Raw genomic sequence first — 26,784 nt, forward strand, 5'->3', positions numbered from 1 at the left:
CGCCCCTCTCGTCCCCTCCGTCCCCCTGTGTCCGGTCGGCGCGCAGGCGTGCTCATATGCTTCAGAATGTCCCCAAAATTGGGCATTCTTCGCATGTGGTGACCTTGGACGTACGGCCTCAGCTGCTCGACGCGCTCTCCGCCCTGCGCGACCGTGTCGCCGCCGCGCGCTTTCCGCTGCCCCTGGCAGGGGCCCCGCGCGCGCGTGCCAACCGCGACGAACTGCTCGCGCAACTCGACGACTACCTGGTGCCCCGGTTGCGGCAACCCGAAGCGCCGTTGCTGGCCGTCATCGGGGGGTCGACCGGAGCCGGTAAATCCACTCTCGTCAACTCCCTGGTGGGGCGGAAGGTCAGCGAGGCCGGTGTGCTGCGGCCGACGACCCGTACGCCCGTCCTGATCTGCCATCCCGAGGACCACCACTGGTTCAGCGGGATGCGCGTCCTGCCCAACCTCACGCGCGCGTGGGCGCCTCCGCGGGAGCCCGGTCAGGATCCGGACGACCAGCCGTTTCCGCCGGGCGGGGACGGCGGCAAGGAGGGTGAGCGCGTCCTGCGCATCGAGACCGCCGACAGCCTCCCGCCCGGTCTCGCCCTCCTCGACGCACCGGACGTCGACTCCCTGGACGCCGACAACCGCGTACTCGCCGCGGAACTGATCTGCGCCGCCGACATCTGGGTGATGGTGACCACGGCCTCCCGCTACGCCGACGCCGTGCCGTGGCATCTGCTGCGGTCCGCGAAGGAACACCGGGCGACCCTGGTCACCGTGCTCGACCGGGTGCCCCACCAGGTGGTGTCCGAGGTCTCCCGGCAGTACGGGGCACTGCTGACCAAGGCCGGGCTCGGCGACGTGCCGCGGTTCACGGTGCCCGAACTGCCCGAGTCGGCCTGGGGCGGGGGGCTGCTGCCGGGTACCGCCGTCGCACCGCTGCGGGCCTGGCTCGTCCAGCAGGCGACGGACGCCGGGGCCCGGCACGAGACCGTGGCGCGCACCGCGCACGGGGTCCTCGACTCGCTGAGGTCCCGGATGCCCGAGCTGGCGAGCGCGGCGGCCCAGCAGTACTCCGCAGCCCTGCGGCTCACCGCCGCCGTCGACACGGCGTACGACAGCGAGCACGCGCGCGTGAAGGGGCGTCTGCAGTCGGGGGCCGTGCTCGCGGGGGACGCCCTCAAGAGGTGGCGCAGCTACCCGCTCGACTGCACCGCCGGTGAACTGCTCGACGCCCTCGTCGAAAGCCTCGGCACCCTGCTGCTCTGTGCCGTCACCGCCGCCGACGAGCGGATCGGCGAGGCCTGGCGCCGTGAACCGGCCGCCGTGGACGCCGGGCTGACGGAACGTGACGCCATGCGCGAGAGCGTCGAGGACCGGATCGGGATCACCGTACGACGCTGGCGGCGCGTCCTGGAGGAGTACGCCGAGGAAGAGGTGCGCGACCTCGACCGGAGTGTCGCTCCGGACGTGGAGGCGGTGGCCGCGCTGGGCGCCACGGCGCTGCTGGGTGGACGGCGGGCCCGGTCCGCGGGTGAGGGCCTCGCCGAACGGATCGGGGCGCACGGCGCGCTGCGGCTGCGCGACCGGGGCGGACGGCTGCTCACCGAGTACCTGGAGCGGGCCCTCGACACCGAGCGTGAACGCCGTCTCGCCCCCCTCGACGCACTCGACGTACATCCCGAACCACAGGCCGAACTCATCGCCGCCCTGTCCGTACTGCAGAAGGAGAGGTGACCGCCGTGACCGCCGTCACTGACCACACGGATCAGACCGGAGACGACGTCCCCGACAAGGGTGACGACAGGACGGGTGACAGGACGGGTGACAGGAGGGGTGACAGGAAGCCCGTGGACGGCGGGGCCGGCCGTCCCGGGGACGCGGGTGCCGGGGACGGGCGGCCGGGGAACTTCGACGGCGGGCCGTCGGAGAGGGCCGGGGGCGCGCGGTTCGAGGAGCGGCGCGCGGCGCCGGACCGGGCCGCAGGTGAGCCTGCCCGGCCGGGCGAGCGGCTTTCCCAGGGGGATGAGAACCGCGCCCACGCGCGCGTGCCCGAGCGTCCCGGTCCCGGTGGTGCCGCGCCCGGTGATCGGTCCGCCGACCGGTCCGCCGACCGGTCCGGCGACCGGGCTGGTGATCGGTCCGCCGACCGGGCCGGTGATCGATCTGTTGATCGGCCCGTGAATTCGTCCGGTGATCCGTCCGGTGACCCGTCCGCGCGGACGGAGTCCGGTGACCCCTGGGACGACGGGCTCATCGCCCGGCGTGTCACCGAGGCGGGCGCGGCCGAGCGGGCCCCGGGTGTGGAGAGCAGGGCTCAGGTCGCGCAGCCGGTCACCCCGCTCGCGTACGACGGACGCCTGAGGTCGCGGCTCGACGCGCTGCGGGAGCTGGTGGGACAGTCCCGCACACGACTGGACAGCACGACCCTGGCGGAGGCCGGACGGGTGTTGGACGAGGCCGCCGCGCGGCGCAGGCTCTCGGGGCAGCACACGGTCGTCGCCATCGCGGGCGCCACCGGCAGCGGCAAGTCGATGCTGTTCAACTCCCTCGCGGGGGTGACGATCTCGGAGACGGGCGTACGCCGGCCCACCACGGCCGCGCCCATCGCGTGCAGCTGGAGCGACGGCGCGGCGAGCCTCATCGACCGGCTGGGCATTCCGGGCCGGCTGCGGCGGCGGCCGTTGCAGAGCCCGGAGGCGGAGGCCCAGCTGCGCGGCCTCGTGCTGGTGGATCTGCCCGACCACGACTCGGCGGCGGTGCAGCACAGGGAGCAGGTCGACCGGATCCTGGCGCTGGTGGACGCGGTCATCTGGGTCGTCGATCCGGAGAAGTACGCCGACGCCATCCTCCATGAGCGTTATCTGCGGCCCCTGGCCGGTCACGCGGAGGTCATGTTCGTCGTCCTCAACCAGGTGGACCGGCTGCCCGGCGAGGCGGCCCACCAGGTGCTCGACGACCTGCGACGACTGCTCGACGAGGACGGGATCGCGCTGGGGGAGCACGGCGAACCGGGCGCCACCGTGCTCGCGCTGTCCGCGCTCACCGGGGACGGCGTGGGGGAACTGCGCGAATCCCTCGGGCAGTTCGTGGCCGAGAGGGGCGCGCCCGCCCGCCGGGTCCGCGCCGATCTGGACGCGGCCGCCGCGCGGCTGTGGCCCGTGTACGCCAACCAGCGGCGCACGGGGCTCAGCGAGCGGGCCCGGGACGAGTTCGCCGCGCGGCTCGCGGACGCCGTCGGTGCCACCGCCGCGGGCGAGGCCGCCGAGCGCGTCTGGCTGCGCCACGCCAACCGCGCGTGCGGTACGCCCTGGCTACGTCTGTGGCGGTGGTACCAGGACCGGAGCGAACCCCCTACGGGGCGGCTCGCCCTGGCGGCGCCCGTGGACGAGGAGGCCACCGCCCGGCAGCGCGTCGAACACGCCGTACGTACGGTGGCGGACCGCGCCGCGGCGGGGCTGCCCACACCCTGGGCCCAGGCGGTGCGCGAGGCGGCCGTACGCGGGGCGCAGGGGCTGCCCGAGGCGCTGGACGAGCTGGCCATGCGGGTCGGGGCGCCCACGGGACGGCCGCCGCGGCCGGGCTGGTGGCCCGCCGCGGTGCTCGCGCAGGCCTCCATGACCCTGCTCCAGGTCGTCGGCGGGCTGTGGCTGCTGGGGCAGATCATCGGCTTCATGGCACCGAATCTCGGGGTGCCGGTGCTGCTGATGGTGATCGGCATCGTCGGCGGCCCGGCCGTCGAGTGGGGCTGCCGGCTGGCCGCACGCGGTCCGGCGCGGCGGTACGGCCAGGAGGCGGAACGGCGGCTGAGGGAGGCCGCCGCCGGGTGCGGACGGGCGCTGGTGCTGGATCCGGTGGCCGCCGAACTGCTGCGGTACCGGGAGGTGCGGGAGCAGTACGGGCGGGTGCTGGGGGCGGCGCCGGTGGGGTGAGGCGCGGCTCCGGTCGGGTCGGTTCACCCCGTCGGGTGACGGAGTTGTCCACAACCGGCGGGTAGTGCACAGGGCTCCGCGGGCTCGGCCCGGCGGCGGCAGTCTGAACGGGCGGCGATCACAGCACCGCCGCACGACAGACGCAGCAGCCGTACGGGACGGGCCCGTACGCGTGTCCGTCGGCGCCGGCCTCGGTGCCGGCGTCGAGGAGGGGTTCACGAGATGAACGAGACGATGGTGTGCGTGGTGGGGAACGTGGCGACCCAGCCGGTCTGCCGGGAGTTGTCGACGGGTTCGTCGGCCCGGTTCCGGCTGGCGGTGACCTCGCGGTACTGGGACCGGGAGAAGAACGAGTGGACCGACGGGCACACCAACTTCTTCACGGTGTGGGCGCGGCGCACGCTCGCGGCGAACGTGGCCTCGTCCGTGGCCCTGGGCGATCCGGTGGTGGTCCAGGGGCGGTTGAAGGTGCGCACCGAGCAGAAGGACGGTCAGAGCTGGGCCTCGGCCGACGTCGACGCGGTCGCCATCGGGCACGATCTCTCGCGGGGCACCTCGGCGTTCCGGCGGACGCCCAGGGGCGAGACACCGGCGGATCGGTCCCCGTCCCAGCCGGAGCCGAACTGGGAGACACCGCCGCCCGGCGGCCGGCTCGATCCGGCCGCCGAACTCAGGTTGGAACCGGCCGGGGTGACGTGACCTCAGGCCGTGGCGGCGCGGTCGTGGGAGATCCGAGTACGCGTGGTGAAGGCTCCGTGTGCGGAATCGAGGGATTTGTCGACAAGAGCTGTTCACGAGCTGTGCAAGCGATAACGATTCCGATTCGGATCGGTTGTCTGACGATACGACTGGGAAGAGTGGTGCGCCTCGTCCCTAGGATGCCGGGCATAGCTCACGGGGCTTCTGATTCTGCTGGTGGGACCACACCCCCCACGTCAACGGGTCCTGCTCGAAGGGAAATTCTGTGCTTTCTTCGTTCTCGGCGTCGTTCTCCGGGTGGTCCGGGTGGGCCGCGCGCAGGCGAGGGGCTGCCCGCCTCGCCGCCGTGTCACTCGCGTCCGGCCTCGTCGTCGCGGGCGCGGTCGTCTCGGCGGGCCCGGCCGCGGCCGACGACACGGCGCCGAGTTCGGGCGGGGCGACCGCGACCATAGGTGGCCTCAAGACGTACGGAACGGCCGTGCTCCGGACCGAGGACGGCCAGGAACAGCAGCTGCCCGCCGGACTGTTCGAGATGTTCGTCGACGGCGGTGGCACCCTGCAGACCTACTGCGTCGACGTCCAGAACCCGACGCAGAAGGACGCCGAGTACCGGGAGACCTCCTGGAGCGGTACCTCCCTCGGTGCCAACAAGCAAGCGGGCAAGATCCGATGGATCCTGCAGAACTCCTACCCGCAGGTGAACGACCTCGCGGCACTCGCCGGCAAGGCCGGGGCCAAGGGCCTCACCGAGGAGGACGCGGCGACCGGCACGCAGGTCGCGATCTGGCGGTACTCGGACGGGGCCGAGGTGACGGCCCTGGACCCGGAGGCGGAGAAGCTCGCGGACTACCTGGAGAAGAGCGCGCGGAACCTGGCGGAACCGACCGCCTCCCTGACCCTCGACACCTCGGCGGTCTCCGGCCGGCCCGGCGAGCGGCTCGGCCCCGTCACGGTGCACACCACCGCGGACGCCGTGACCGTGACCCCGCCCTCGGACGCGACGGCGGACGGCGGAGGAGTGCGGGTCGTCGACGCGAAGGGCGAGGCCGTCACCTCGGCCGGGGACGGCGGCGAGCTGTACTTCGAGGTGCCCGAGAAGGCCGCGGCCGGCACGGCCGAGCTGACCGTGGAGGCCTCGACCACCGTGCCGGTCGGCCGCGCCTTCGCCTCCGAGACCCGCAGCCAGACCCAGATCCTCGCGGGCTCCAGCGAGTCGACGGTCTCCGCGACGGCGACCGCGCACTGGGCCGGGAAGGGCGCGATACCGGCGCTGTACGCCGAGAAGAACTGCGCCGCGGGCGGCCTGGACCTCACCGCCGCCAACCAGGGCGACGAGCCCTTCACCTTCGAGTTGATGGGGATCACCTACACCATCGAGGCGGGCGAGACCCGCACGGTGACGATCCCCTTGCAGGAGGACCAGGCGTACGACTTCACGATCGAGGGGCCGAACGGTCTCGCGAAGCGGTTCCGGGGCGTGCTGGACTGCCGGACGGAGACCGCGGCCGGCGCGGACGGGGAATCGGTCCAGACGCTGAGCGAGCCGAGCCCGGCGACGGTGGGCGGCGGCGGGGCCGCCGACACCGCCACTGACCTGGCCGAGACCGGAAGCTCCGGCGCCACCCCGGTGATCGGGGGCCTCGCCATCGGACTGGTCGTGATCGGCGGCGCGGTGATGATCCTCCTCCGCAAGCGGAACCAGTGAGCGGACCCGGTGAGCTGAGCGGAACCCCTGAGCGGACCCGGTGAGCTGAGCGGAACCCGTGAGTGGACCCTCTGAGCGGAACCCCTTGAGAAGAAGCGCTCCTTGGCAACTCAACAGTGAGTGACCGCGCGATCACGCACGCGTGCGATGCGGCCCCGGTACGCCCCCAAGGCGCCGGGGCCGCGTCGTTCGTCCGGGGGGCTTCACCATCCGGTTTCCGTCGAGGGCTGGCCGTGCGGCAAGATGGGTGGTACTGCCCACTGCCAGATTTCAAGTTGCCGGACGGTTTCTCTTGGCTGAGTACATCTACACGATGCGCAAGACACGCAAGGCGCACGGCGACAAGGTGATCCTTGACGACGTCACGCTGAGCTTCCTGCCCGGCGCGAAGATCGGTGTGGTCGGTCCGAACGGTGCCGGTAAGTCCACCGTTCTCAAGATCATGGCGGGCCTCGAGCAGCCCTCCAACGGTGACGCGTTCCTGTCGCCCGGCTACACCGTCGGCATGCTCCTGCAGGAGCCGCCGCTGGACGAGTCGAAGACGGTCCTGCAGAACGTGCAGGACGGCGCCGCCGAGATCATGGGCAAGCTCCACCGCTTCAACGAGGTCGCGGAGCTCATGGCGACCGACTACTCGGACGCGCTCCTCGACGAGATGGGCAAGCTCCAGGAGGACCTGGACCACGCGAACGCCTGGGACCTGGACACCCAGCTGGAGCAGGCCATGGACGCGCTGGGCTGCCCGCCCGGCGACTGGCCCGTCACCAACCTCTCCGGTGGTGAGCGCCGCCGCGTAGCGCTGTGCAAGCTGCTGCTCGAAGCCCCCGACCTGCTGCTCCTCGACGAGCCCACCAACCACCTGGACGCCGAGTCCGTGCAGTGGCTGGAGCAGCACCTCGCGAAGTACCCCGGCACCGTCGTCGCCGTCACCCACGACCGGTACTTCCTCGACAACGTCGCGGGCTGGATCCTGGAGCTGGACCGCGGCCGCGCGATCGGCTACGAGGGCAACTACTCCACCTACCTGGAGACCAAGCAGACCCGTCTCAAGGTCGAGGGCCAGAAGGACGCCAAGCGCGCCAAGCGGCTCAAGGAAGAACTGGAGTGGGTCCGCTCCAACGCCAAGGGCCGCCAGGCCAAGTCCAAGGCCCGTCTCGCCCGTTACGAGGAGATGGCGGCCGAGGCCGACAAGATGCGGAAGCTGGACTTCGAGGAGATCCAGATCCCGCCGGGCCCGCGCCTGGGCAGTGTGGTCGTGGAGGTCAACAACCTCAGCAAGGCCTTCGGCGACAAGGTCCTGATCGACGACCTCTCCTTCACGCTGCCGCGCAACGGCATCGTGGGCGTCATCGGCCCGAACGGCGCCGGCAAGACGACCCTCTTCAAGATGATCCAGGGTCTGGAGGTGCCCGACTCCGGTTCGATCAAGGTCGGCGAGACCGTCAAGATCTCCTACGTCGACCAGAGCCGCGAGAACATCGACCCCAAGAAGACGCTGTGGGCCGTCGTCTCCGACGAGCTGGACTACATCAACGTCGGCCAGGTCGAGATGCCCTCCCGCGCCTACGTCTCCGCGTTCGGCTTCAAGGGCCCGGACCAGCAGAAGCCGGCCGGGGTGCTCTCCGGCGGTGAGCGCAACCGCCTCAACCTGGCGCTCACCCTCAAGCTCGGCGGCAACCTGCTGCTCCTCGACGAGCCGACCAACGACCTCGACGTCGAGACCCTGTCGTCGCTGGAGAACGCGCTCCTGGAGTTCCCGGGCGCCGCGGTGGTCATCTCCCACGACCGCTGGTTCCTGGACCGGGTGGCGACGCACATCCTCGCCTACGAGGGCGAGTCCAAGTGGTTCTGGTTCGAGGGCAACTACGAGTCGTACGAGAAGAACAAGATCGAGCGACTCGGTCCGGACGCCGCCCGTCCGCACCGCGCCACCTACAAGAAGCTGACCCGGGGCTGATCTTGCGCCACATCTACCGCTGCCCACTGCGCTGGGCGGACATGGACGCGTACGGCCACGTCAACAACGTGGTCTTCCTCCGCTACCTGGAGGAAGCCCGTATCGACTTCCTGTTCCGCCCGGAGAAGGACTTCAAGCAGGGGTCCGTGGTGGCGCGCCACGAGATCGACTACAAGCGGCAGCTCGTCCACCGGCACAGGCCGGTGGACATCGAGCTGTGGATCACGGAGATACGAGCGGCGTCGTTCACGATCACCTATGAGGTCAAGGACCCCGAGCAGGTCTACGTCCGGGCCTCGACGGTGATAGTGCCGTTCGACTTCGCGACCCAGCGGCCCCGCCGGATCACCGCCGAGGAGCGCGAGTTCCTGGAGGAGTACAGGGACGACGAGGAGAGGGCCGTCGCCGCATGACGGTGCTCCACCTCGCCGACGAGGGGGAGGCAGCGGATCTCGCGGCCTTCCTCTCCCGGCTGCTCCACTACGACCGTGGGGCCGCGGTGCGCCTCCAGGCGGCCGGCACCGCGCTGGCCGTCTTCGGCCGGCCTCCGTCCTTCGAGGTCCTGGCCATCCGCTCCGCGCGCCTGGCCAAGCCCTACGAGAACGGGCTCGACGCCACGCTCGACGTGACCGTGTCGGCCGGTGAACTCCTGGAGTCCGTCGACGAGTCCGCGGGCACGGCGGTCGTCCCGGAGGCGGTGACCGGGCCTCCGTGGGCCGGAGTGCTCCCCCCGCGTGGCGGCTGGCGGCCGGAGGCGGGGCTGCCCGCGCCGGACGCGCTGCGGGCGATGGTCTCGGGAGCCGTACGCGAATTCCGCTCCCGCACCGAGGAGTTGGCGCCCGAGCGGCGTACGCGGGCCGAACTGGACCGGATCGGGCGGGAGATCTGGTCCCGGACGGTCGGGGACACCCCCCTGCCGGTGCGTGCCGTGCACGCGGCCCAGTCGCTCGGCTTCCTGCGCACCGCGCGGCAGACGCCCGGCGCGCCCGAGCAGGCGATGCCGGGACTGTTCTCGTCGGGCGCGTGGCTGCGGCTGCGCACCCCGTACGGGTCGATCGCCGTGCGCAGGGCGGGACTCGGGGCGTTCGACGTCAGCGTCCGCTGACCCGGCGCTTGCGCGGCCGGCTCAGCCCGGGGCGTTCACCATCGAGGCGGCGGCGTACGTCAGGTAGTTCCACAGGATGCGCTCGTGCTCCTCGGAGAGCGACAGCTCGTCGACGGCGTCGCGCATGTGCTTCAGCCAGGCGTCGTGGGCGGCGCGGTCGACGGTGAAGGGGGCGTGACGCATGCGCAGCCGGGGGTGCCCGCGGTTCTCGCTGTACGTGGTGGGGCCGCCCCAGTACTGGATCAGGAAGAGGGCGAAGCGGTCCTCGGCCGGGCCCAGGTCCTCCTCGGGGTACATGGGGCGCAGGATCGGATCCTCGGCGACGCCCTCGTAGAAACGGCGCACCAGGCGCCGGAAGGTCTCCTCGCCACCGACCTGCTCGTAGAAGGTCTGCTCCTGCAGCGTGCCGCGCCGAATCTCGTTCACGTCACCCATGGTCTCAGACGCGTGGGAGGAGGACTCGAGGCTTAGGACCATCGCACGGCGGACCGGGAGCACGGACCGGTCGATTCCGGACCGGTGCGGCGTGGTACTCGCCTCCGGGGGCGTCCGGCCGCACAGTGGAGGTATGGGCACGCGCGCTGTGGACCACGACCTGGAGCGTCTCGCCGCCGAGGCCCGGTCGGCGCTCGTGCGCGAGATCGAGGCCAGTGGGGCGTGGGACGCCGACCCGGTGTGGCGCAAGGCCTTCGAGAGCGTCCCCCGGCACCTGTTCGTGCCCTACTACTACGTGAGCGCCATGGGCGGCTTCGAGCGGCTGTGGGGCGAGGAGCGCGACCCGCGGCGGCGCGACCGCTGGGTGCGCGGCGCGTACGCCGACGCCCCGCTCGCCACGCGGTTGCGCGACGGGCGGCTGATCTCCTCCAGCAGTCAGCCCTCGCTGATGGCGAAGATGCTCGCCGAGCTGGAGGTGGAGGACGGCGACCGGGTGCTGGAGATCGGTGCCGGCACCGGGTACAACGCCGCCCTGCTCGCGCACCGGCTCGGGGACGACCTGGTCACGACCGTCGATCTGGACGCGGACATCACCGAGGCGGCGCGCAGACATCTGGACGCCGCCGGCTACCACCCGACCGTCGTCACCGCGGACGGGGCGCGTGGGGTGCCCGAGCGGGCGCCGTACGACCGGATCATCGCGACCTGCACCCTGCCCTCGATCCCGCGCGCCTGGCTCGCCCAGTGCACCCCCGGCGCGCGCATCCTGACACCGCTGGCCACGGGGCTGGTACGGCTGTGGGTCGAGGACGCGGAGCAGGCCGAGGGGCGCTTCCTGCACACGTCGGCGTACTTCGTACCGCTGCGTGGGGGCAGTGAGCCGGAGGCGATCCACCCGCACCTCGGCGGGCTGCCGAGCCGCGCCAGGGACCACGAGCTGTTCCGGTTCCTGCTCGCCCTGACGGCGGGCAGCCTCGACCCGCACGAGGCCCTCGCCCTGTGGCAGCGCGAGGGCATGCCCTCCCGGGAGCGTTACGGCATCACGGTCCGCGGCGACCACGCCTGGGCCTGGCTGGACGACCCGGAAGGGCCGTACGCCTGGCCGCTTCCGGACTGAGGACGCGGGCCTCGGCGCGATCCGGGGCCCGAGAGAAGGGGCAGGGCCGGCCGAAGTCGCTCGGCCGGCCCTGATCTCTCGCTGGTGGGGCGGGTCAGCCCCGGCGGATGGTGATCGTCGTCCACGCGCCCACGTGTACCCGGTCCCCGTCCTGGAGGGGGATCGGGACGAACGGCTGGATGGGCTCCTCGGAACCGTTGACGGTGGTTCCGTTGGTGGAGTTCTGGTCCACCACGGCCCAGCCGCCGTCCGGCTGCTGCACCAGCACCGCGTGCTGGTGGGAGACGCCCGGGTCCTCCGGCGGCACCGAGAGGTCGATGTCGGGGACGTCACCGGTGGAGTGGCGGCGGCGCCCGATGGTGATCTGGTTGCCGGTGAGGGCGCGCCGCTGCTCCGGGGAGTAGGCGGGCAGGTTCAGGCCCGCCGCCTCGGGGCCCGAGCGCTGCATCATCGCCATGAAGTAGTCGCGGTCCGGGCCGATGGTCGCGCTCCAGGACGTCGGCGCCTGCGGGTACGCGGGGCCGGGCGGGGCCTGGGTGGCACCGGGCTGCGGGTAGCCGTAGCCACCGGGGCGGGCGCCCGCACCACCGGGCCCGGCGGGCCCACCGTGTCCACCGGGGCCGGTCGACGGCGGGGAGATCACCCAGTCGTCGTCGGCACCGAAGGCGGGGCCGCCACCGGGGCCCTGACCCTGACCCTGACCGGGGCCGGGGCCGCCTGGCTGTGGTCGGCGGGTCTCCTGCGGGAAGGCGGGCGGAGCCGACGTCCCCGCCTGCTGGAACGCCTGCTGGCCCCCGCCGGGGCCCCGACCGTCGGGACCCTGACCACCGGGACCTTGACCACCGGGACCCTGACCACCGGGGAAGCCGGGGCCGCCAGGTCCACCGGGCGTAGGGCCGGGCGGAGGCGGAACCGGTCGTGAGGGATCGCCGCCGAAGCCCGAAGGCCCGGGGCGCGAGGGATCGCCGCCGAAGCCCGAAGGCCCGGGGCGCGAGGGATCGCCGCCGAAGCCCGAGGGGCCGGGGCGCGAGGGATCCTGGCCGAACGCGGACGGACCGGGCTGGCCGGGACGGCCCGACTGCCCCGGACCGGGCTGGCCGGGCTGTCCCGCGGGTCCGCCGCCGAACCCGGAGGACCCCCCCGGCCCCGACGGGCCACCCGGGCCACCCGGGCCACCGGGACCACCTTGACGGCCGGGGCCGCCGGGCCCGCCATACCCACCGTTTCCGCCCTGGCCCCCGGGTCCACCCGGACCGGACGGATCGCCGCCGAACTGCGGTCCCGGCGGGATCGGCTCGGCGGGGCGGTTCATCTGCGAGGGGCGGGAGCTCTGGTAGTCGTACCCGTCACCGCCGCCGTAGGACGGCGGAGGCGGTTGCTGCTGCTGGAACCGGAGCGCCGGGTTCCCGCCGGGGCCCTGACCGCCTCCGGGGCCCTGACCGGGGCCACCGGGACCGCCTCCGGGGCCCTGACCGGGACCGGGGCCGCCCGGACCCGCGCCGGGGCCGGGTGCCGACGGCCGGGGCGCGGCCGGGGTGTACGTCGTCGCGGTGTTGGTCAGGAAGTTCCACCGGCATTCCTCGCAGAAGGGCGCGCCGCCCTCGCGGGGCGTGCGGCACTGCGGGCAGAGTTCCGGCTGGGCGGCGAGGTGCGGGCGTCCACCGGGACCCCCAGGGCCCCCGGGGCCAGGACCGCCGGGACCGCCCGCGCCCGGAGGCGGGGGAGGGGAGCCGGGCGGCGGGTATCCGTAACCGGCGCCCGGGGGCGGCGGTGGTGGCGGCGGGGGTACGGCACCGGCCATACGGTGACCGCAGACCTCGCACCAGTCGTCGGAACCCGACTGGTGTCCGTTCGGGCAGGTCGGCATGTCGGCGCTTCCCCCTCTCCTTTCCGACCTCGCGGCCGGTTCCTGTGGCCACGACGGGCCGGTGTGGCCGGTTCTGTCCGGATTCCCGGTGGGGAAGCCAGGCTGACGCGCGGCGGTGCTTCGGGTTGTTTCTACCTACTTCTTTACACGAACAGTCTTTGTCGACCGCGTTTCGAGAGTCATCTCGTCGGCCTCCGTGACCTTCGCCTTCAGTCGCACAGTACCTGTCGCCGCGTCGACCACGTCCACCACCTTCGCAAGCAGTTTCGCAGTATCCGCGTTGCCCGACGCACTGGCGAGCTGCACGGCCCGTCCCAGCTTGGCCGTCGCTCCGTCGAAATCACCGGATTTGCGAGCGTCCAGCCCTTGCTGGATGACCTGTGCCAGTTCGGCCTGACCTGTGTAGTGCGCGACCTGGGGGTTGATCGACGTGGACGCGACCATGTCGTCGGTCCACACGGCCTTCACCAGACCCTGGGCGCCGAGGTTCTGCGCGGTTCCTCCGTCGGGCTGGGGGATGACCAGGGAGACGCGGGCGGCCAGCATCTCCTGGCCGAGGGACGCGGCCGGGACCTCGACGCACACGTGGTAGTCGCGGGACTCGTCCCCCCATGAACCGGTCGGGTAGTCGCCGGCGCGCGGCCCGGCCTCTGTGCGACGGTCGGTCAGCTCCTCCACGGTGGGCGCCACTTGCTTCACGAACTTGATCCGGGTGCCGACCGGGGTCCACAGCCGCAGGGCGACGTCCGCGACCTCCTTGCCCATGGCCGTCTCCATCATCTGCGTGAAGTCGGCGGAGAGGGCGGCGGGGTCGGCGACGATGTCGGCGGTGCCGAGGAGCGCGGAGGCGATCTGGGTGACCTCCCTGACCTCCCAGTCGGTGCCCACTCCACGCGCGTCACACGTGAACCGTCCGGCACAGGCGTCCAGCGCGGCCTTGAGGTCCTCCGGCGACTCGTGCTCGTTGCGGCCGTCGGTCAGCAGGATGCCGTGGCGGATGGCGACGTCCGCCGAGGCGAGCAGCCGGTCCGCGAGCTTCAGCCAGGTGCCGATGGCGGTGCCGCCGCCCGCGCTGAGCCGGCGCAGGGCCTGCTTGGCCTGGTCCCGGGTGGCGGAGTCGGCGACCGCGAGCCGGCCGCCGCCGGGATAGACCTCCCGGGCCACGTGGGTGCCGTCGATCACCGCGAAGTGGACGCCGTCGCGCAGGGTGTCGATCGCGGCGGCGGTGGCGTCCCTCGCGTTGCGCATCTTGGTCGGCGGGTAGTCCATCGACCCCGAGCAGTCGACCATGAGCGCCACGGCGGCGGACGGGCCCTGGCCGGGCGAGTACAGGTGCGGCGCGGCGACCGCGCTGCCGATGGTGCCGCCGCCGGTCGCGCTGACCGTCACGATGGCGTTGACCTCACGGCCGCCCTCGGGCAGGTACTCGTTCTGGTACACCTCGACCGAGAACTGCGGCACGTTCGACTTCGAGAATTTGGCCATGCCTACTCTGATCCCCCTAGCAGCACCACTGTTGGCCCCACAGCCCGTGGGGTGATGACTGTGCGTGCCTGTCCCGGACCGGTCCCCTCCGGTCCGTCGGCCCTTTCCCGTCCGGCCGCCGAGGCGCCCGCGGACATCCCGCCCGCGAGCACCCTCAGGCCGATCCTGCCCCCTGAGGCGGGGCCGGGAACGGCAGGACGGCCACTGTTACGTTGTCGTGGCCACCGCCGTCGAGGGCCCGGCCGACCAGCACCTGCGCGCAGTGCAACGGCCGCTCGGCCGCGTCCAGGGGCACGGCCTCGGCCATCTCCTCGGCGGCCTCCGCGTAGTTCCACAGTCCGTCGGTGCACACCACCACTACACCCGGCCGGTCCGGTTTGAAGGAAGCGGTGTGCGGCTCCAGTTCGTACGCGTCCGCGCCGAGCCAGCCGGTGATCGCGTGGGCGCGCTCGTCGGCGTACGCCTCCGCCTCGTTCATCAGTCCCGCTGACACCATCTGGGCCGCCCACGAGTCGTCCTCGGTGAGCCGGGCCGGGGGCGCGCTGCGGTCCACCGGGACCCAGTAGGCGCGGCTGTCGCCGACCCAGCCGACGACGAGCAGGGTCGGGGTGATCACGGAGCCGACGATGGTGCACGCCGGAGCGTTCTGGTGCGGGGCGTGCTCCTGGGCCGTCTCCGGCTCCTCCGCCAGGGCGTTGACGGCGCTCGCGGCGGCGACGATCGCGTCGTGCATCGCCTGCTGCGGGTGGGTGCCGCGAGGCAGCGACTCCAGCACCGTCTCGTTGGCGGCGCGGGCCGCGGCGAGCGAGGCGTCGTCGGGGCGGGTCGCGGAGGACACGCCGTCGCAGACGATCGCGACGACCGCGGGGGAGCCGTCGGGCAGGGCGGTCGAGGAGATCGCGAACGAGTCCTCGTTGCGGTGGTGGCGCAGACCCCGGTCGCTGACCGCGGCGACCGCGCCCAGCTCCAGTTCCATGTGGTCGCGCTCGCGCGGCTGCGCGTGCCCGCAGTTCTCGCAGTAGCCGTCCCGGTCGACGTGGCCCGCGCGGCAGGCCACGCACACCTTCGTACCGGCCGGCGGGGTGGCGAGGTCGCCGGTGCGCGGATCCGGCGGCTGGGGCGCGGCCAGCGGGTACTCGTCGGGCTCGCGGGGCCGGTCGAACCGTACGCCCCGCCCCGCACCGGGCAGTTCGCCGCCGCCGGAGTCGGTGCCCGGGATGTCGGTGGGGCGGACCACCGGCGGCGGGGTGTCGGAGCTGGGCGGGGAGGCGAGCGGCCAGTCCACGGACGAGGCCGCGTCGGGCCCGTCGCCGGCCGTCCCGTTCATGGTGAGAGTGGGATGGTCCTCCGGCGGCGCGGGCACCGCCGAGAGGTCATGGCCGCACGCACCGCAGAAGCGGTCGTCCGAAGCGAGGGGCCACTCGCAGATCGGGCACTTCGTCAGCGCGGTCGGCTGGGGCATCTGCGACATCAACTACACCCACGTCCGGGGGCGGTAACGATTGGCACGTTCCACCAGGTCGATCCTCTCCTCGCCGCCTGGGGCGAGCCGGGCCAAAGTGCGGTACGACCGCTCCAGTCCGAAGCGGAGGCCGCGCTCGTCCAGCGCGCTGCCGAGCAGCACCCGCTCACCGGCCGGGGGCGCGGCACCCTGGCTTCCGGAGAGTACCCAGTCCAGGGCGCAGCCAAGGACCTCTGTGGACAACTGCTCGCGGCGCACCGCGTCCAGACCGTACCCGCCGAGCGCCTCGATCTGCCCGGCGGCCGCGGTCAGGTCGTCCAGGAACGGAACGTCCGGCGCGGTTTCGGCGTTCCCGGCGGCCCCGGCGGGGGGCGGCGCCGAAACGGCTCCGAGCGTCGCCTCCGGGCGATGTCTGAGCCGCGCCCGTACGGCGGCGACCCGGGCGGCGGTGTAGTGGATGGACGCCTCCGGCACGGACTCCAGGGTCTGGACGGCGTTCTGCCGGTCCCCGGCGGTCAGCCGCACCCGGGCGAGGCCGAACGCGCTGCTGACGAAACTGGGGTCGGTCGTCCACACCAGGCGGTAGTACTCGGCGGCGTTGTCCAGCTGCCCCAGCACCTCGGCGCACAGTCCGAGGGCCAGCTTGGGGGCCGGCTCGCCCGGGAAGGCGTCGTAGATCGCGTCGAAGGACAGCGCGGCGTTCTCGTGGTCGCCGGTGGCGAGCGCGGCCACGCCCCGGTACCAGACCACCCGCCAGTCGTCGGGGTGGTCCCGCTCCAGGGCGTCCAGGGTGGCCAGCGCGATGGTGAACTCACCCATCTCCAGCCGGGCCCGCAGCTCCCGCAGCCGCAGCTCCAGCGAGCCGCTGGGGGCCGAGTGCAGCGCCGTGATCAGCTCGGTGGGCGCGGAGGTGATGAGCCCCGCCAGGAACCCGGCGTTCGGGTCCCCGGCGTCGACCCGGGGGACCGGCAGCGCCAGGGCCGCGGCGGCGGTGTCGAGCGCCCGGGTGAGCCGGGCGGGGACGGCGGTGCCGGCGGTCAGCAGAGCGGGCGGGGCGGAAGGCGAACTTCCGTTGCCCGTGCGCGCCTTGTCACGGCGCCTCCCCAGCCGGGACACGTCCCCGTCGAGCTTCGCGAACAGTTCCGTGTCCGTGACGCGCACCTCGGGGCCGAAGATCGTCGACAGGGCGGGGCGGGCCCGGCCCGTCTGGAGGGAGACGACCTCCCGCAGCACACCCGTCAGCTGCTCCGACATCTCCTGCGCGGAGGCGAACCGACGGGCCGGGTCGGGGTCGGTTGCCCGGACCAGCAGCCGGTAGAAGGACTCGTACTGCCGGAAGACCTCGATGTTGTCGGGGTCGGGCAGGGAGTCCACGAAGACGTTGGTGTAGCCCTGGAAGTCGAAGGTGAGGACCGCGAGCGTCCGGGCGACCGTGTACAGGTCGGACGCCACCGACGGCCCCACGTCGGCGACTTCGGGCGCCTGGTAGCCGACCGTGCCGTAGATGGCCGACTCGTCGTCGTCCATCCTGCGCACCGCGCCCATGTCGATCAGCTTGAGCTGGTCCTCGGTCTGGATCGCGTTGTCGACCTTGAAGTCGCAGTACAGCAGGTTGCGGCTGTGGAGGTGCCCGAGCGCCTCCAGCGCCTCGATGCCGTACGCGCACGCCTGCTCGACCGGCAGCGGGTCGCGGCGCCCGTCCGCCGTGCGGCGGTCGTTGGCGATCTCCTTGAGGGACTTGCCGCCGACGTACTCCATGACGATGTACCCGTCCAGCGAACCGGTGCGCTGGTCGAGGTGCTCGACGAAGTTGTAGATGCGGACGATGTTGGAGTGTTCGATCTCGGCGAGGAAGCGGCGCTCGGAGATCGCGGCGGCCATCGCGTCCTGGTCGCCGGTGTCGAGCAGACCCTTCAGCACGACCCAACGGTCCGACACCGCCCGGTCGATGGCCAGATAGATCCAGCCCAGACCGCCGTGCGCGAGACAGCCCACGACCTCGTACTGGCCGCGCACGATGTCGCCCGAGTGCAGCTTCGGCACGAACGAGTACGGGTGGCCGCACTTCGTGCAGAAGCCCTCCGTGCGACCCGGCCGCTCACCGCGCGCCCGGCCGACCGGCGCCCCGCAGTCGGAGCGCGAGCAGAACCGCTTCCGCTCGGGCACCTCGGCGGCCTCCAGGACCATCGAGCGCGGATCCGGGCGCGGTACGTCCGGTACCTGGACCAGACCCACGCCGAGCCGCGCCCGCCCCGAGGAGCCGGCGGTCTTGCCGGAGCTGCGCACCGACACCGAGCGACCCGTGGTCCTGCCCGACAGGGCGCGCGAGAGCCGCCCGGACACCGAGCGCCGGGACTGCGAGGAGCGCGCGGAGGTGCGCGAGGAGCGCGCGCTGCTGGAACCGGAGCCGCGCGAACCCCTGCCGCCCCCGGTGATGCCGGTGGGCGGGGAGTTGACCATGCCGCTCGCGGAGACGACCGGGGCCAGCCCGCACGTGTCGCAGTACAGCTCACCGCCGCCCATGTCCTCGTACGATCCCGAGCAGCCGGGCCGCTGGCACGACTGCTGCGGAGCCTCCTCGCCCGCCGGGGTCTCTCCCGCGGGGACCTCGCCCGCCGGGCTCTCCTCCGTCTGGCTCACGATTCCTCCTCCCTCCGGTCCTGGGGCGCCCGCTGCGCCGGCACCGACTGGCCCAGCACCTCGGCGGCCGCGTGCTGATAGCGCAGCACCGCCGTCTCGGCCACCCGCAGGTCGCAGGGGGCGCTCCACAGCATGCGCCGCGCCGCGTCGTACCGCTCGACCAGCAGCGCGTCCTCCGCGAAGCCGTGCCGGGCGACCTTCGCCTTGTACGCGTCGAGCCGGCCGCGCAGCTCGGCGCGGACCGCGAGCGGCGCGGTGACCGCCGTCAACGACTCCCGGGCCCGCAGCAGTTCGTCGTCCGCCTTCTGCTCCAGGGACTCCAGCAGCGGCGACAGCCGGTGCCACTGCGCGTGTCTGCGGTACTCGGCCGCCATCGCCAACTGTTCCTGCAGCACCGTCGGCGGGCCGCTCACCACGGGCACCTCGGTCGCGGCGATCTTCGCCAGCACCTCACCCCGCGCGCTGCGCGCCTCGGCGAGCGTCCGGTCCGCGCGGCTCAGCACGTCCCGCAGCTTCACCAGCCGAGACTCCGCGTCCTGCCGGACCGTCAGCACGGCGTCGATCTCCCGCCGGATGTCGTCCAGGGCCCGCGCCTCGCGGTCGTACGTCGTGGTGTCCGGGCGGCCGCCGCCGGGCGCCGAACTGCCCGGCGAGGGCACCCAGAAGGCCAGCGGGTCGGAGACGACCTGCTCCCGGAGCCGGGTCAGGGAGCGGGTGATCCGCTCCAGGTCGTCGCCCGCCGGGTGCTCACCGGGGCGTACACCGACGGAGTGCGCGAGCCGGCGGGTGCGCTGGAGCTCGGCGGCCAGTAGATCGATCCGGGCGGGCAGCGCCGACCACACCGCGTCGGCGGCCACGACCATGTCCAGCGAGGACGCGTACAGATCGTTCATCCGGTCCACGAGCGTGACCAGCGAGAACTGCTCGCTGAGCCGGCTCGTGCCCTGCAGCGTCGGCGCGTTGGCCATCGCGGTGGCGCTGCCCGCGACCGTCACCGCCTCGCCGCGCAGCAGTTCGGTCAGCTCCACCAGGTCCTCACGGCTCGACCAGCGGCGCCGCGAGCGGATCTCCCGGGCGGAGCGCAGCGCGTCCGAGTACGCGTCGAAGTACGCCCACAGCAGCGTGATCGACGCGTCCGCGGCCGTCCAGCGCTCCTTGGTGACGCCGGTCAGCGCGGCGCCTTCGAGCAGCCTGCGGCCCGCGTGGTCCTGCAGGGCGAGCAGCGAGGTCTCGATGGCCTCGTGCTCCGCGCCGAGCCGCGCGAGCGCACGGTCCACCTCGTCCCGGTCCATCACCGGCCCGGTGGATCCCGCGACGCCCATCGATCACCTCTCGCTGCTGTCGGTGTCCGTCAGTTGGAATGCGGTCCTCTGAATACGGTTTCTCGTACGTCGGCCCTGCCGCGTCAGTCGCGGTACCGCTGGGGGGAGGGCGGCCGGGACTTCTCCGCGTCCCCGACCATCGTGGCGGACAGCCAGGTGGTGTACGAGTCCTGCCAGCCGTCCTTGAGATAGTCCACCAGCACCTGGTTGACCCGGCGTACCAGATCGTCCGCCTCCAGGTTCATCGCCACGCCGTAGTACTCGGTGGTGAACGGCTCACCCTTCAGATCGACCGTCGGGTCCTGCGCCGCCTGGCTCGCGGCGAGCGCGCCGTCGGTGACCACGGCGTCGACCTGGCCGAGCTGGAGCCGTACCAGGCAGTCGAGTTGGTTGGGGACCTGCAGGGAGATGTCGGTGGTGGCGGGCACCTCGCCCGACTCCTTACCGGCGGTGAGGGCGGACAGGGCCGTGGAAGTGGCCGCCGTGCAGATCTTCTTGTCCGCCAGGCTCTCGCCGTAGCCCTTGATCGGCGAGGACTTGGGGGCCAGGACCTGCTGTCCGGTCCTGAAGTACGGCTGGGAGAAAGCGACTTCGTCCATGCGCTCGCAGCTGATCGTCATCGTGCGGACCACCATGTCGACCTCCCCCTCCTGCAGCGCGGGGATGCGCCGACTGGTGGGGATCGCCTTGAAGTGCACCTTGTCCGGGTCGCCGAGTATCTCCTTGGCGATGCGGTGCACGATGTCGATGTCGAAGCCCTCCAGCTGGGCCTCGTCGGCCTTGCCGTTCGGGTCGCGGTAGCCCCAGCGGTAGCTGTTCTGGTCGACGCCGACCGTGATGTAGCCCTTGTCCTCGATCCGCCGGATCGTCTCGCCGGAGTCGTCCGAGGAGGGCCTGAGGCTCCGGTCCTGCGGGTCGTTCTTCTTCTTGCAGTCCTCGTCCACCCGCGCCTGCGTCCCCCGGGCGACCCCCTGGCCCCCGGTACCCGTGACGCCGTCGCCGCGTGTCCCGCTCACCGGCAGCACCAGGGCGAAGACCACGGCCAAGGCGCAGAGGACCGCCATCGCGCCCACACCGCCCCAGCCCCTGAGACCGGCCCGCAGGCGTCGTACCGCATTCATCGCGACCCCTTCCACCGCGCCTCCTCCCGCCGCCGTCACCGGTACTCCGAAAGCCTGCGCCCGATGCCGAGCACCGCGCCCGCCGCGCCGATCACGGCCAGGACCGCCGCGCCGACGGGGAGCCCGAGCATCGCCTCACGGCCGTCCTCGGCCGCGCGCTTGAACTCCTTCGCCTCGTAGGCGCTCGCGAGGCCCAGGTTCCGGTCGACCTCGTCGAAGCACTCGCCCGTCGGCTTGTCACCGTTCTTGCAGGTGGCGGTGGCCTTGCCGCCGATCACCTGGGCGAGGGCGCACTGGTAGTCGCCCAGATCGTCGGCCGCGCGGGCGCTCTTGTGCCGGGCGTTCCACTCCTCCATGCCGGCGCCGGCCGCCTTCAGGGGCTTCTCGCCGCCGGCGTCGTCGGCGACCCGCTCGGCGGCGGCCAGTCGCTTCTTGAGCGTCGCCATGCTGGTCTCGAACGCGTAGTCGAACTTGTCCACGTTCTCGCCCTTGGCGTCCTTGACGGTCTCCGCGCCCCGGCTGATCAGGGTCAGGTTCTCGTTGCCGCGTGCGGTGAGGGAGGCGATCCGCGCGTCGTTCAGCACGGTCAGGGACCGCACCCCGTTGTCGTAGGAGTCGTTCAGCCCCGAGCGGGCGAGGGTGTGACCGCCGGCCAGCCACAGCAGGACGACGGCCGACGCGGCCGTCGCTGCCACGAGACCGTGGTTCAACACCCGGTTGGTCCGCCGGTAGTTACGGCGCTGGGCCCAGACGAGACCGCCGATGGCGAGCACCCCGAGACCGATGGCGGCCCACGGATACGCGGTGGCGTCCTCGTAGTCGTCGCGGAGCCGCTCGTTCTCGTTGTCGTAGATGCTCCGGGCCTCGCCGAGCATGCCCTGCATCGTGTCGTTCGCGTAGCGCAGGTAGGCGCCGCCCAGCGGGTAGCCCAGGCGGTTGTTGGCGCGGGCCCGCTCGACCAGGCCCTTGTACTCGGGCAGCAGGGCGTTCAGCTTGGCGATGCGTTCCTCGGAGTCCGAGCCGGCCTCCGACGCGGTCGCGGCGAGGGCCAGCTGCTTCGCCGCCTCCCGCATCTCCCGCTCGTAGTCCTTGCGCGACTCCTCGGTCTCCTGGCCACCCGCGAGGAACCCGCTGGAGGCCGCCGTGTTGGCGGCGGCCAGGGAACTGTAGATCTCCGCCGCCGCCGAGCTGAGGGGCTGGCTGCCGTGGAGCACGTCGTCGGCCGCGGCCGAGCGGTCGTTCATCTGCCAGGCGGTGACGGAGCCGAACGCGACGACCAGGAGGGCGAGCAGGGCGCCGATGATGCGCAGCCGGCCCGGCTCGGTCGTCGCGGCGGCGCGCAGCTGGTCGACACCCTCGGCGAACGCGGTCCTGCGGGGCGGGCCGCCGTCGGGGTCCGGGGACGGCACCGGGGGCCTCGGCGCGTGCGAGGCCTGGGACGGCACGACCGGGCCCGGCCCCGCGGGCGGTGCCGTCGGTGCCGTGCTGCCCTCCGGCGTGAATGTCACCCGACCTCCCCCTGGTCATCCGTCCGGCACCGCCGGCCGCTCGCGCGGACGCAGGTGCACGGCCGCAAGTATCGCCGCCGGGGGGTGACCACGCACAGACCTTGACTCGATCTTGTTCCCCGATCGTGTCCGTACGTGCCGTGCCTGCCGGATTCCGGCGCAGCACAAGGCTTCCCGCACCACCCCCCGCCCATGAATACGCGGCTCGGCCGGGTTCGGTTCCCTGGGGGTTCGAACGTGTTCGAGGGGGAGCGGCGGGGGTGGCGCGGGCCCGCCGGGTCACCCTCCTTCGTAGTGCGCCCGCACGCGCGCGTGCACGGCCCTCGGCGCGCCCACGTGGTCCAGCCCGAGCAGCGCCGCGCCCAGCACCGGGGCGGCCGTGACCACCCGGGGGACGGCCTTGGGCGCGGAGGCCGCCAGCGCCTCGCGGACCCGGCCGTCGAGCAGGGGGTGCCGGGCGGCGAGGACACCGCCGCCGAGGAGGACGGGGGTCTCCTCCCCGAGGAGGTCCAGCCGGGTCAGGGCCACCGTCGCCATGGCCACCACCTCCTCGGCCATGCGGTCCACCAGCGAGCGGGCCACCGGGTCGCCCGACGCCGCCGTGGCGAAGAGGACCGGGGTGAGCTCGTGGCGGCGGGCGGCCGGGATGCGCTCCAGGTGCAGGGCCTCGACCAGGGCGTACACGGAGTCCAGGCCGAAGTGCGCGGGCAGCGCGGCGGCCAGGGCCGTGGGACCGCCCCGGCCGTCCTCCGCGCGGGCCGCGTGCCACATCGCCTCCTCGGCGAGACCCCAGCCGCCGCCCCAGTCGCCGGAGATGCGACCGAGCGCCGGGAAGCGGGCGGTGCTGCCGTCCGGGCGCATCCCGACGCAGTTCACGCCGGCACCGCACACCACGGCCACGCCCCGCGGCTCGGCCACGCCGGCCCGCAGGATGGCGAAGGTGTCGTTGCGGACCTCGACGGTCGCGCCCCACGCGCGCGTGCCCAGCTCCGCCGCGAGCCGCTCCTCCTCCACGGGGAAGTCCGCGTTGGCCAGACACGCCGAGACATGGTCGACCGAGCCGACCCCGGCCTCGGCGAGGGCCCGCCCCACCACCTCCGCGAGGCCGTCGACCGCGACGCCCACGCCCACGGCCGGCGGCTGGAACCCGCCGCCGCGTGCCGCGCCCAGCACCTCCCCGTCCGGCGCGACCACGGCGACGTCGGTCTTGCTGTTGCCCGCGTCGACGGCGAGCACGCTCCCGCGCCCGGCCGGCCCGGGGCCGCCGCGCACGCTGTCGGTCACGCCCACGCGAGGTGCTCCCGGTTGTGTGCGATCAGCCGGTCGGTGAGGGCCTCGGCGTACGCGTACTGCCCGATCAGGGGATGCGAGAGCAGTGCGCGGAACACCCGGTCCCGGCCGCCGCGCAGGGCCGCGTCCAGGGCCAGGTCCTCGTACGCGGTGACGTTCGCCATCAGGCCCGCGTACAGCGGGTCCACGGTCTCCACCGGCAACGGTGCCGCCCCCTGCCGGCCCACGGTGGCCTGCACCTCGATCACCGCGTCGGCGGGGAGGAAGGGGAGCGTGCCGCCGTTGAGGGTGTTCACCACCTGGTAGGGGCTGCCGCCGTCGCCCAGCAGGGACGCGGCCAGGTCGACGGCCGCCTCGGAGTAGAACGCCCCTCCCCGCCTGGCGAGCAGCGCGGGCTTCTCGTCGAGCGCGGGGTCTGCGTACATCTCCAGCAACTCCCGCTCCATCGCGGCCACTTCGGCGGCCCGCGAGGGCTTGGTGCCCAGCTCCCGGACGACCTCGTCGTGGGCGTAGTAGTAGCGCAGGTAGTAGGAGGGGACCACGCCGAGGCGGTCCAGGACGGGGCGGGGCAGGCGCAGGTCGGCGGCGATGGTGTCGCCGTGGCCGGCCAGCAGCTTCGGCAGGACGTTCTCGCCGGAGGGGCCGCCGAGGCGGACGCCGGTCTCCCAGGTGAGGTGGTTCAGGCCCACGTGGTCGAGGTGGACCTCGGCCGGGGGCACGCCGAGATGCGCGGCGAACTTCCGTTGCAGGCCGATCGCCACGTTGCACAGGCCGACCGCCTTGTGGCCGGCCCGCAGCAGGGCGCGGGTCACGATCCCCACCGGGTTGGTGAAGTCGATGATCCAGGCGTCGGGGTTGGTCCGGCGGACCCGCTCGGCGATGTCCAGGACGACGGGGACCGTCCGCAGCGCCTTCGCCAGACCGCCCGCGCCGGTCGTCTCCTGACCGACGCAGCCGCACTCCAGCGGCCAGGTCTCGTCCTGCTCGCGGGCGGCCTGGCCGCCGATGCGCAGCTGGAGGAGGACGGCGTCGGCGCCCTCGACGCCCCGGTCCAGGTCATCGGTGGTGACGATCCGCCCGGGGTGTCCCTGGCGGGCGAAGATCCGGCGGGCCAGTCCGCCGACCAGCTCCAGCCGGTCGGCGGCCGGATCGACGAGCACCAGCTCCTCGATCGGCAGGGTGTCCCTGAGCCGGGCGAACCCGTCGACGAGTTCGGGTGTGTAGGTCGAGCCTCCGCCGACCACGGTGAGCTTCATAGCCGTATCAACCCTTTACTCCGGTCAGGGTGACGCCTTCGACGAACGCCTTCTGCGCGAAGAAGAACACGAGGATCACGGGGGCCATGACCAGCACGGTCGCGGCCATGGTCAGGTTCCAGTCGGTGTGGTGCGCGCCCTTGAAGGATTCCAGGCCGTAACTGAGCGTCCAGGCGGCCGGGTTCTCGGAGGCGTAGATCTGCGGGCCGAAGTAGTCGTTCCAGGCGTAGAAGAACTGGAAGAGCGCGACGGCCGCGATGCCGGGCTTCGCCATCGGCAGGACGACCCGCAGCAGGGTGCGCAGTTCGCCGCAGCCGTCGACCCGGGCCGCGTCCAGGTACTCGTCGGGGATGGTCGTCAGGAACTGGCGCAGCAGGAAGATGGAGAACGCGTCCCCGAACGCCATCGGGACGATCAGCGGCCACAGCGAGCCGGACAGGTCCAACTGCTTGGCCCAGAACAGGTACATCGGGATCACGACGACCTGCGGCGGCAGCATCATCATCGAGATGACCAGCATCAGGGCCAGGTTGCGGCCCCGGAAGCGGAACTTGGCGAGCGCGTAGGCCACGGGGACGGACGACACGACGGTGAGGACCGTGCCGAGGCCGGCGTAGAGGAGCGTGTTCTTCCACCAGGTCAGGAAGCCGGGGGTGTCGAGGACCTGGCGGTAGTTGCCCCACTCCCAGGTGTCCGGGACGAGGTCGCGGGTGAGCGTCTGCTGGTCGCCCATCAGCGAGGTCAGCACGACGAAGACGAAGGGCAGGGTGAAGAAGAGCGCGGCGGCCACGCCCAGCGAGTGGACGGCGATCCACTCCAGCAGCGCCCGGCGGCGGGCGGTCCGTTCGCTCGCCGCGGCGGCGGCCTGCGCCACCGGCCTGTCGCGTACATCGAGTACCTGGGTCATCGGTCACCCGCTCCGATCAGTCCGCCCCGGCGCCGCATCAGCAGCGCCGTGAACACCATCGACAGGGCGAACAGCACGAGGGCGACCACACAGGCGGAGCCGTAGTCGAAGCGCTGGAAGCCGAGGTTGTAGACGAGCTGCGGCAGCGTCAGCGTCGACTTGTCCGGGTAGCCGGGCTCGAACTGCTGCCCGGAGCCGCCGATGACGCCGGAGGCGACCTTTCCGGCCACCAGGGGCTGCGTGTAGTACTGCATGGTCTGGATCACGCCCGTGACCACCGCGAACATCACGATCGGTGAGATGGTCGGCAGCGTCACGAACCGGAACCGCTGCCAGGCCGACGCCCCGTCCAGCTCGGCGGCCTCGTACTGCTCCTTCGGCACGTCGAGCAGCGCGGCCATGAAGATGACCATCAGGTCGCCCACGCCCCACAGCGCGAGCGCGGTGAGCGCCGGCTTGGACCAGGCGGGGTCGGTGAACCAGCCGGGTGCCGGCAGACCCAGCCCTTCGAGGACGGAGTTGACCGGCCCGGTCCCGGGGTTCAGGAGGAAGACGAAGGCCAGCGTCGCGGCGACCGGCGGCGCGAGGTACGGCAGGTAGAAGAGGGTGCGGAAGACGCCCGCGCCGGTCTTGATCTTCGTGATCAGCAGACCGACGCCGAGCCCGAACAGCACCCGGCAGGTCACCATCACGAGGACCAGCCAGAGCGTGTTGCGCAGGGCCGGCCAGAACAGCGGGTAGTCCTCGAAGACGTAGGACCAGTTGCCGAGGCCGCGGAAGACCGGGGTACCGAAGCCGTCGTACTTCATCAGCGAGAAGTACACGGTCGACACGAGCGGATAGGCGAAGAAGACGCCGAACCCGATCAGCCAGGGTGACAGGAAGGCCGCTGTTCGAAGCGCCGACCGGCGGCGCTTCGACCGTAGCGTGTGCGTGGACGCGAGGGCCACACGCGGGGAGTGCGTGGACATCGGAGGGATCCCGTT

20 protein-coding genes are annotated in these 26,784 nt (G+C 72.6%); 8 read left to right on the plus strand and 12 right to left on the minus strand.

The window, feature by feature from the left end:
• The first annotated feature begins 56 nt into the window (after positions 1–56).
• From ACWCRJ_RS32650 to ACWCRJ_RS32680, 7 genes are all read left to right on the plus strand, one after another.
• Positions 57–1,727 carry a dynamin family protein gene (locus tag ACWCRJ_RS32650; RefSeq protein ID WP_450942667.1) on the plus strand — a complete coding sequence of 557 codons (1,671 nt, stop codon included), beginning with the start codon at positions 57–59 and terminating at the stop codon, positions 1,725–1,727.
• Positions 1,724–3,922, plus strand: a complete 2,199-nt coding sequence (locus ACWCRJ_RS32655; protein ID WP_450942668.1) for a GTPase — start codon at positions 1,724–1,726, stop codon at positions 3,920–3,922. The genes ACWCRJ_RS32650 and ACWCRJ_RS32655 overlap by 4 nt, the downstream gene beginning before the upstream one ends.
• A gap of 222 nt (positions 3,923–4,144) precedes the next feature.
• On the plus strand, positions 4,145–4,621 hold the full coding sequence (locus ACWCRJ_RS32660) for a single-stranded DNA-binding protein (RefSeq protein WP_450942669.1): 477 nt from the start codon (positions 4,145–4,147) through the stop codon (positions 4,619–4,621).
• A 265-nt stretch (positions 4,622–4,886) separates the two neighbouring features.
• On the plus strand, positions 4,887–6,326 hold the full coding sequence (locus tag ACWCRJ_RS32665) for a Cys-Gln thioester bond-forming surface protein (RefSeq protein ID WP_450942670.1): 1,440 nt from the start codon (positions 4,887–4,889) through the stop codon (positions 6,324–6,326).
• Between the two features lie 292 nt (positions 6,327–6,618).
• Complete coding sequence (ettA, locus tag ACWCRJ_RS32670) at positions 6,619–8,283, plus strand: energy-dependent translational throttle protein EttA (RefSeq protein WP_450942671.1); 1,665 nt, start codon at positions 6,619–6,621, stop codon at positions 8,281–8,283.
• Positions 8,284–8,285: 2 nt separating this feature from the next.
• Entirely contained in the window at positions 8,286–8,696 is a 411-nt protein-coding gene (locus tag ACWCRJ_RS32675) for an acyl-CoA thioesterase (protein WP_046915526.1), read from the plus strand.
• Positions 8,693–9,388: a hypothetical protein gene (locus tag ACWCRJ_RS32680; RefSeq protein WP_450942672.1), complete on the plus strand. Its 696-nt coding sequence runs from the start codon at positions 8,693–8,695 to the stop codon at positions 9,386–9,388. Before ACWCRJ_RS32675 ends, ACWCRJ_RS32680 begins: the two co-directional genes overlap by 4 nt.
• 21 nt (positions 9,389–9,409) lie before the next feature.
• Here ACWCRJ_RS32680 and ACWCRJ_RS32685 read toward each other — a convergent pair whose 3' ends face one another.
• Complete coding sequence (locus ACWCRJ_RS32685; RefSeq protein WP_046915528.1) at positions 9,410–9,823, minus strand: globin; 414 nt, start codon at positions 9,821–9,823, stop codon at positions 9,410–9,412.
• A 133-nt stretch (positions 9,824–9,956) separates the two neighbouring features.
• Between ACWCRJ_RS32685 and ACWCRJ_RS32690 the strand changes: the two genes are divergently transcribed.
• The gene (locus ACWCRJ_RS32690; RefSeq protein WP_450942673.1) at positions 9,957–10,940 is read left to right on the plus strand and encodes a methyltransferase domain-containing protein; all 984 of its coding nucleotides are present in this window, start codon (positions 9,957–9,959) and stop codon (positions 10,938–10,940) included.
• Between the two features lie 94 nt (positions 10,941–11,034).
• Here the strand turns inward: ACWCRJ_RS32690 and ACWCRJ_RS32695 are convergent, their stop codons facing one another.
• The 11 genes from ACWCRJ_RS32695 to ACWCRJ_RS32745 all read right to left on the minus strand — a co-directional run bounded on the left by ACWCRJ_RS32695 (position 11,035) and on the right by ACWCRJ_RS32745 (position 26,769).
• A complete protein-coding gene (locus tag ACWCRJ_RS32695) occupies positions 11,035–12,807 on the minus strand; it encodes an FHA domain-containing protein (RefSeq protein WP_450942674.1) in 1,773 nt (590 codons plus the stop codon).
• A gap of 135 nt (positions 12,808–12,942) precedes the next feature.
• Positions 12,943–14,292: a vWA domain-containing protein gene (locus ACWCRJ_RS32700; RefSeq protein WP_450942675.1), complete on the minus strand. Its 1,350-nt coding sequence runs from the start codon at positions 14,290–14,292 to the stop codon at positions 12,943–12,945.
• Positions 14,293–14,446: 154 nt separating this feature from the next.
• A complete protein-coding gene (locus ACWCRJ_RS32705; protein WP_046915532.1) occupies positions 14,447–15,763 on the minus strand; it encodes a PP2C family serine/threonine-protein phosphatase in 1,317 nt (438 codons plus the stop codon).
• A 3-nt stretch (positions 15,764–15,766) separates the two neighbouring features.
• Positions 15,767–18,394, minus strand: coding sequence for a tetratricopeptide repeat protein (locus ACWCRJ_RS32710; RefSeq protein ID WP_450942676.1), 2,628 nt, complete (start codon positions 18,392–18,394; stop codon positions 15,767–15,769).
• On the minus strand, positions 18,391–19,716 hold the full coding sequence (locus tag ACWCRJ_RS32715) for a hypothetical protein (RefSeq protein ID WP_450942677.1): 1,326 nt from the start codon (positions 19,714–19,716) through the stop codon (positions 18,391–18,393). The genes ACWCRJ_RS32710 and ACWCRJ_RS32715 overlap by 4 nt, the downstream gene beginning before the upstream one ends.
• 83 nt (positions 19,717–19,799) lie before the next feature.
• Positions 19,800–20,852, minus strand: coding sequence for a glutamate ABC transporter substrate-binding protein (locus tag ACWCRJ_RS32720; RefSeq protein ID WP_450942678.1), 1,053 nt, complete (start codon positions 20,850–20,852; stop codon positions 19,800–19,802).
• Between the two features lie 20 nt (positions 20,853–20,872).
• Positions 20,873–22,345: a hypothetical protein gene (locus ACWCRJ_RS32725; RefSeq protein ID WP_450942679.1), complete on the minus strand. Its 1,473-nt coding sequence runs from the start codon at positions 22,343–22,345 to the stop codon at positions 20,873–20,875.
• Between the two features lie 279 nt (positions 22,346–22,624).
• Positions 22,625–23,635, minus strand: coding sequence for an N-acetylglucosamine kinase (locus ACWCRJ_RS32730; protein ID WP_450942680.1), 1,011 nt, complete (start codon positions 23,633–23,635; stop codon positions 22,625–22,627).
• Positions 23,626–24,891 (minus strand): 6-phospho-beta-glucosidase, encoded by a 1,266-nt coding sequence (locus tag ACWCRJ_RS32735; RefSeq protein WP_450942681.1) that lies wholly within the window; start codon positions 24,889–24,891, stop codon positions 23,626–23,628. The genes ACWCRJ_RS32730 and ACWCRJ_RS32735 overlap by 10 nt, the downstream gene beginning before the upstream one ends.
• 7 nt (positions 24,892–24,898) lie before the next feature.
• Complete coding sequence (locus ACWCRJ_RS32740) at positions 24,899–25,798, minus strand: carbohydrate ABC transporter permease (protein WP_450942682.1); 900 nt, start codon at positions 25,796–25,798, stop codon at positions 24,899–24,901.
• Positions 25,795–26,769, minus strand: coding sequence for a carbohydrate ABC transporter permease (locus tag ACWCRJ_RS32745; protein ID WP_450942683.1), 975 nt, complete (start codon positions 26,767–26,769; stop codon positions 25,795–25,797). The genes ACWCRJ_RS32740 and ACWCRJ_RS32745 overlap by 4 nt, the downstream gene beginning before the upstream one ends.
• Positions 26,770–26,784 lie beyond the last annotated feature (15 nt).

It is taken from the genome of Streptomyces sp. NPDC002324, assembly GCF_053593335.1.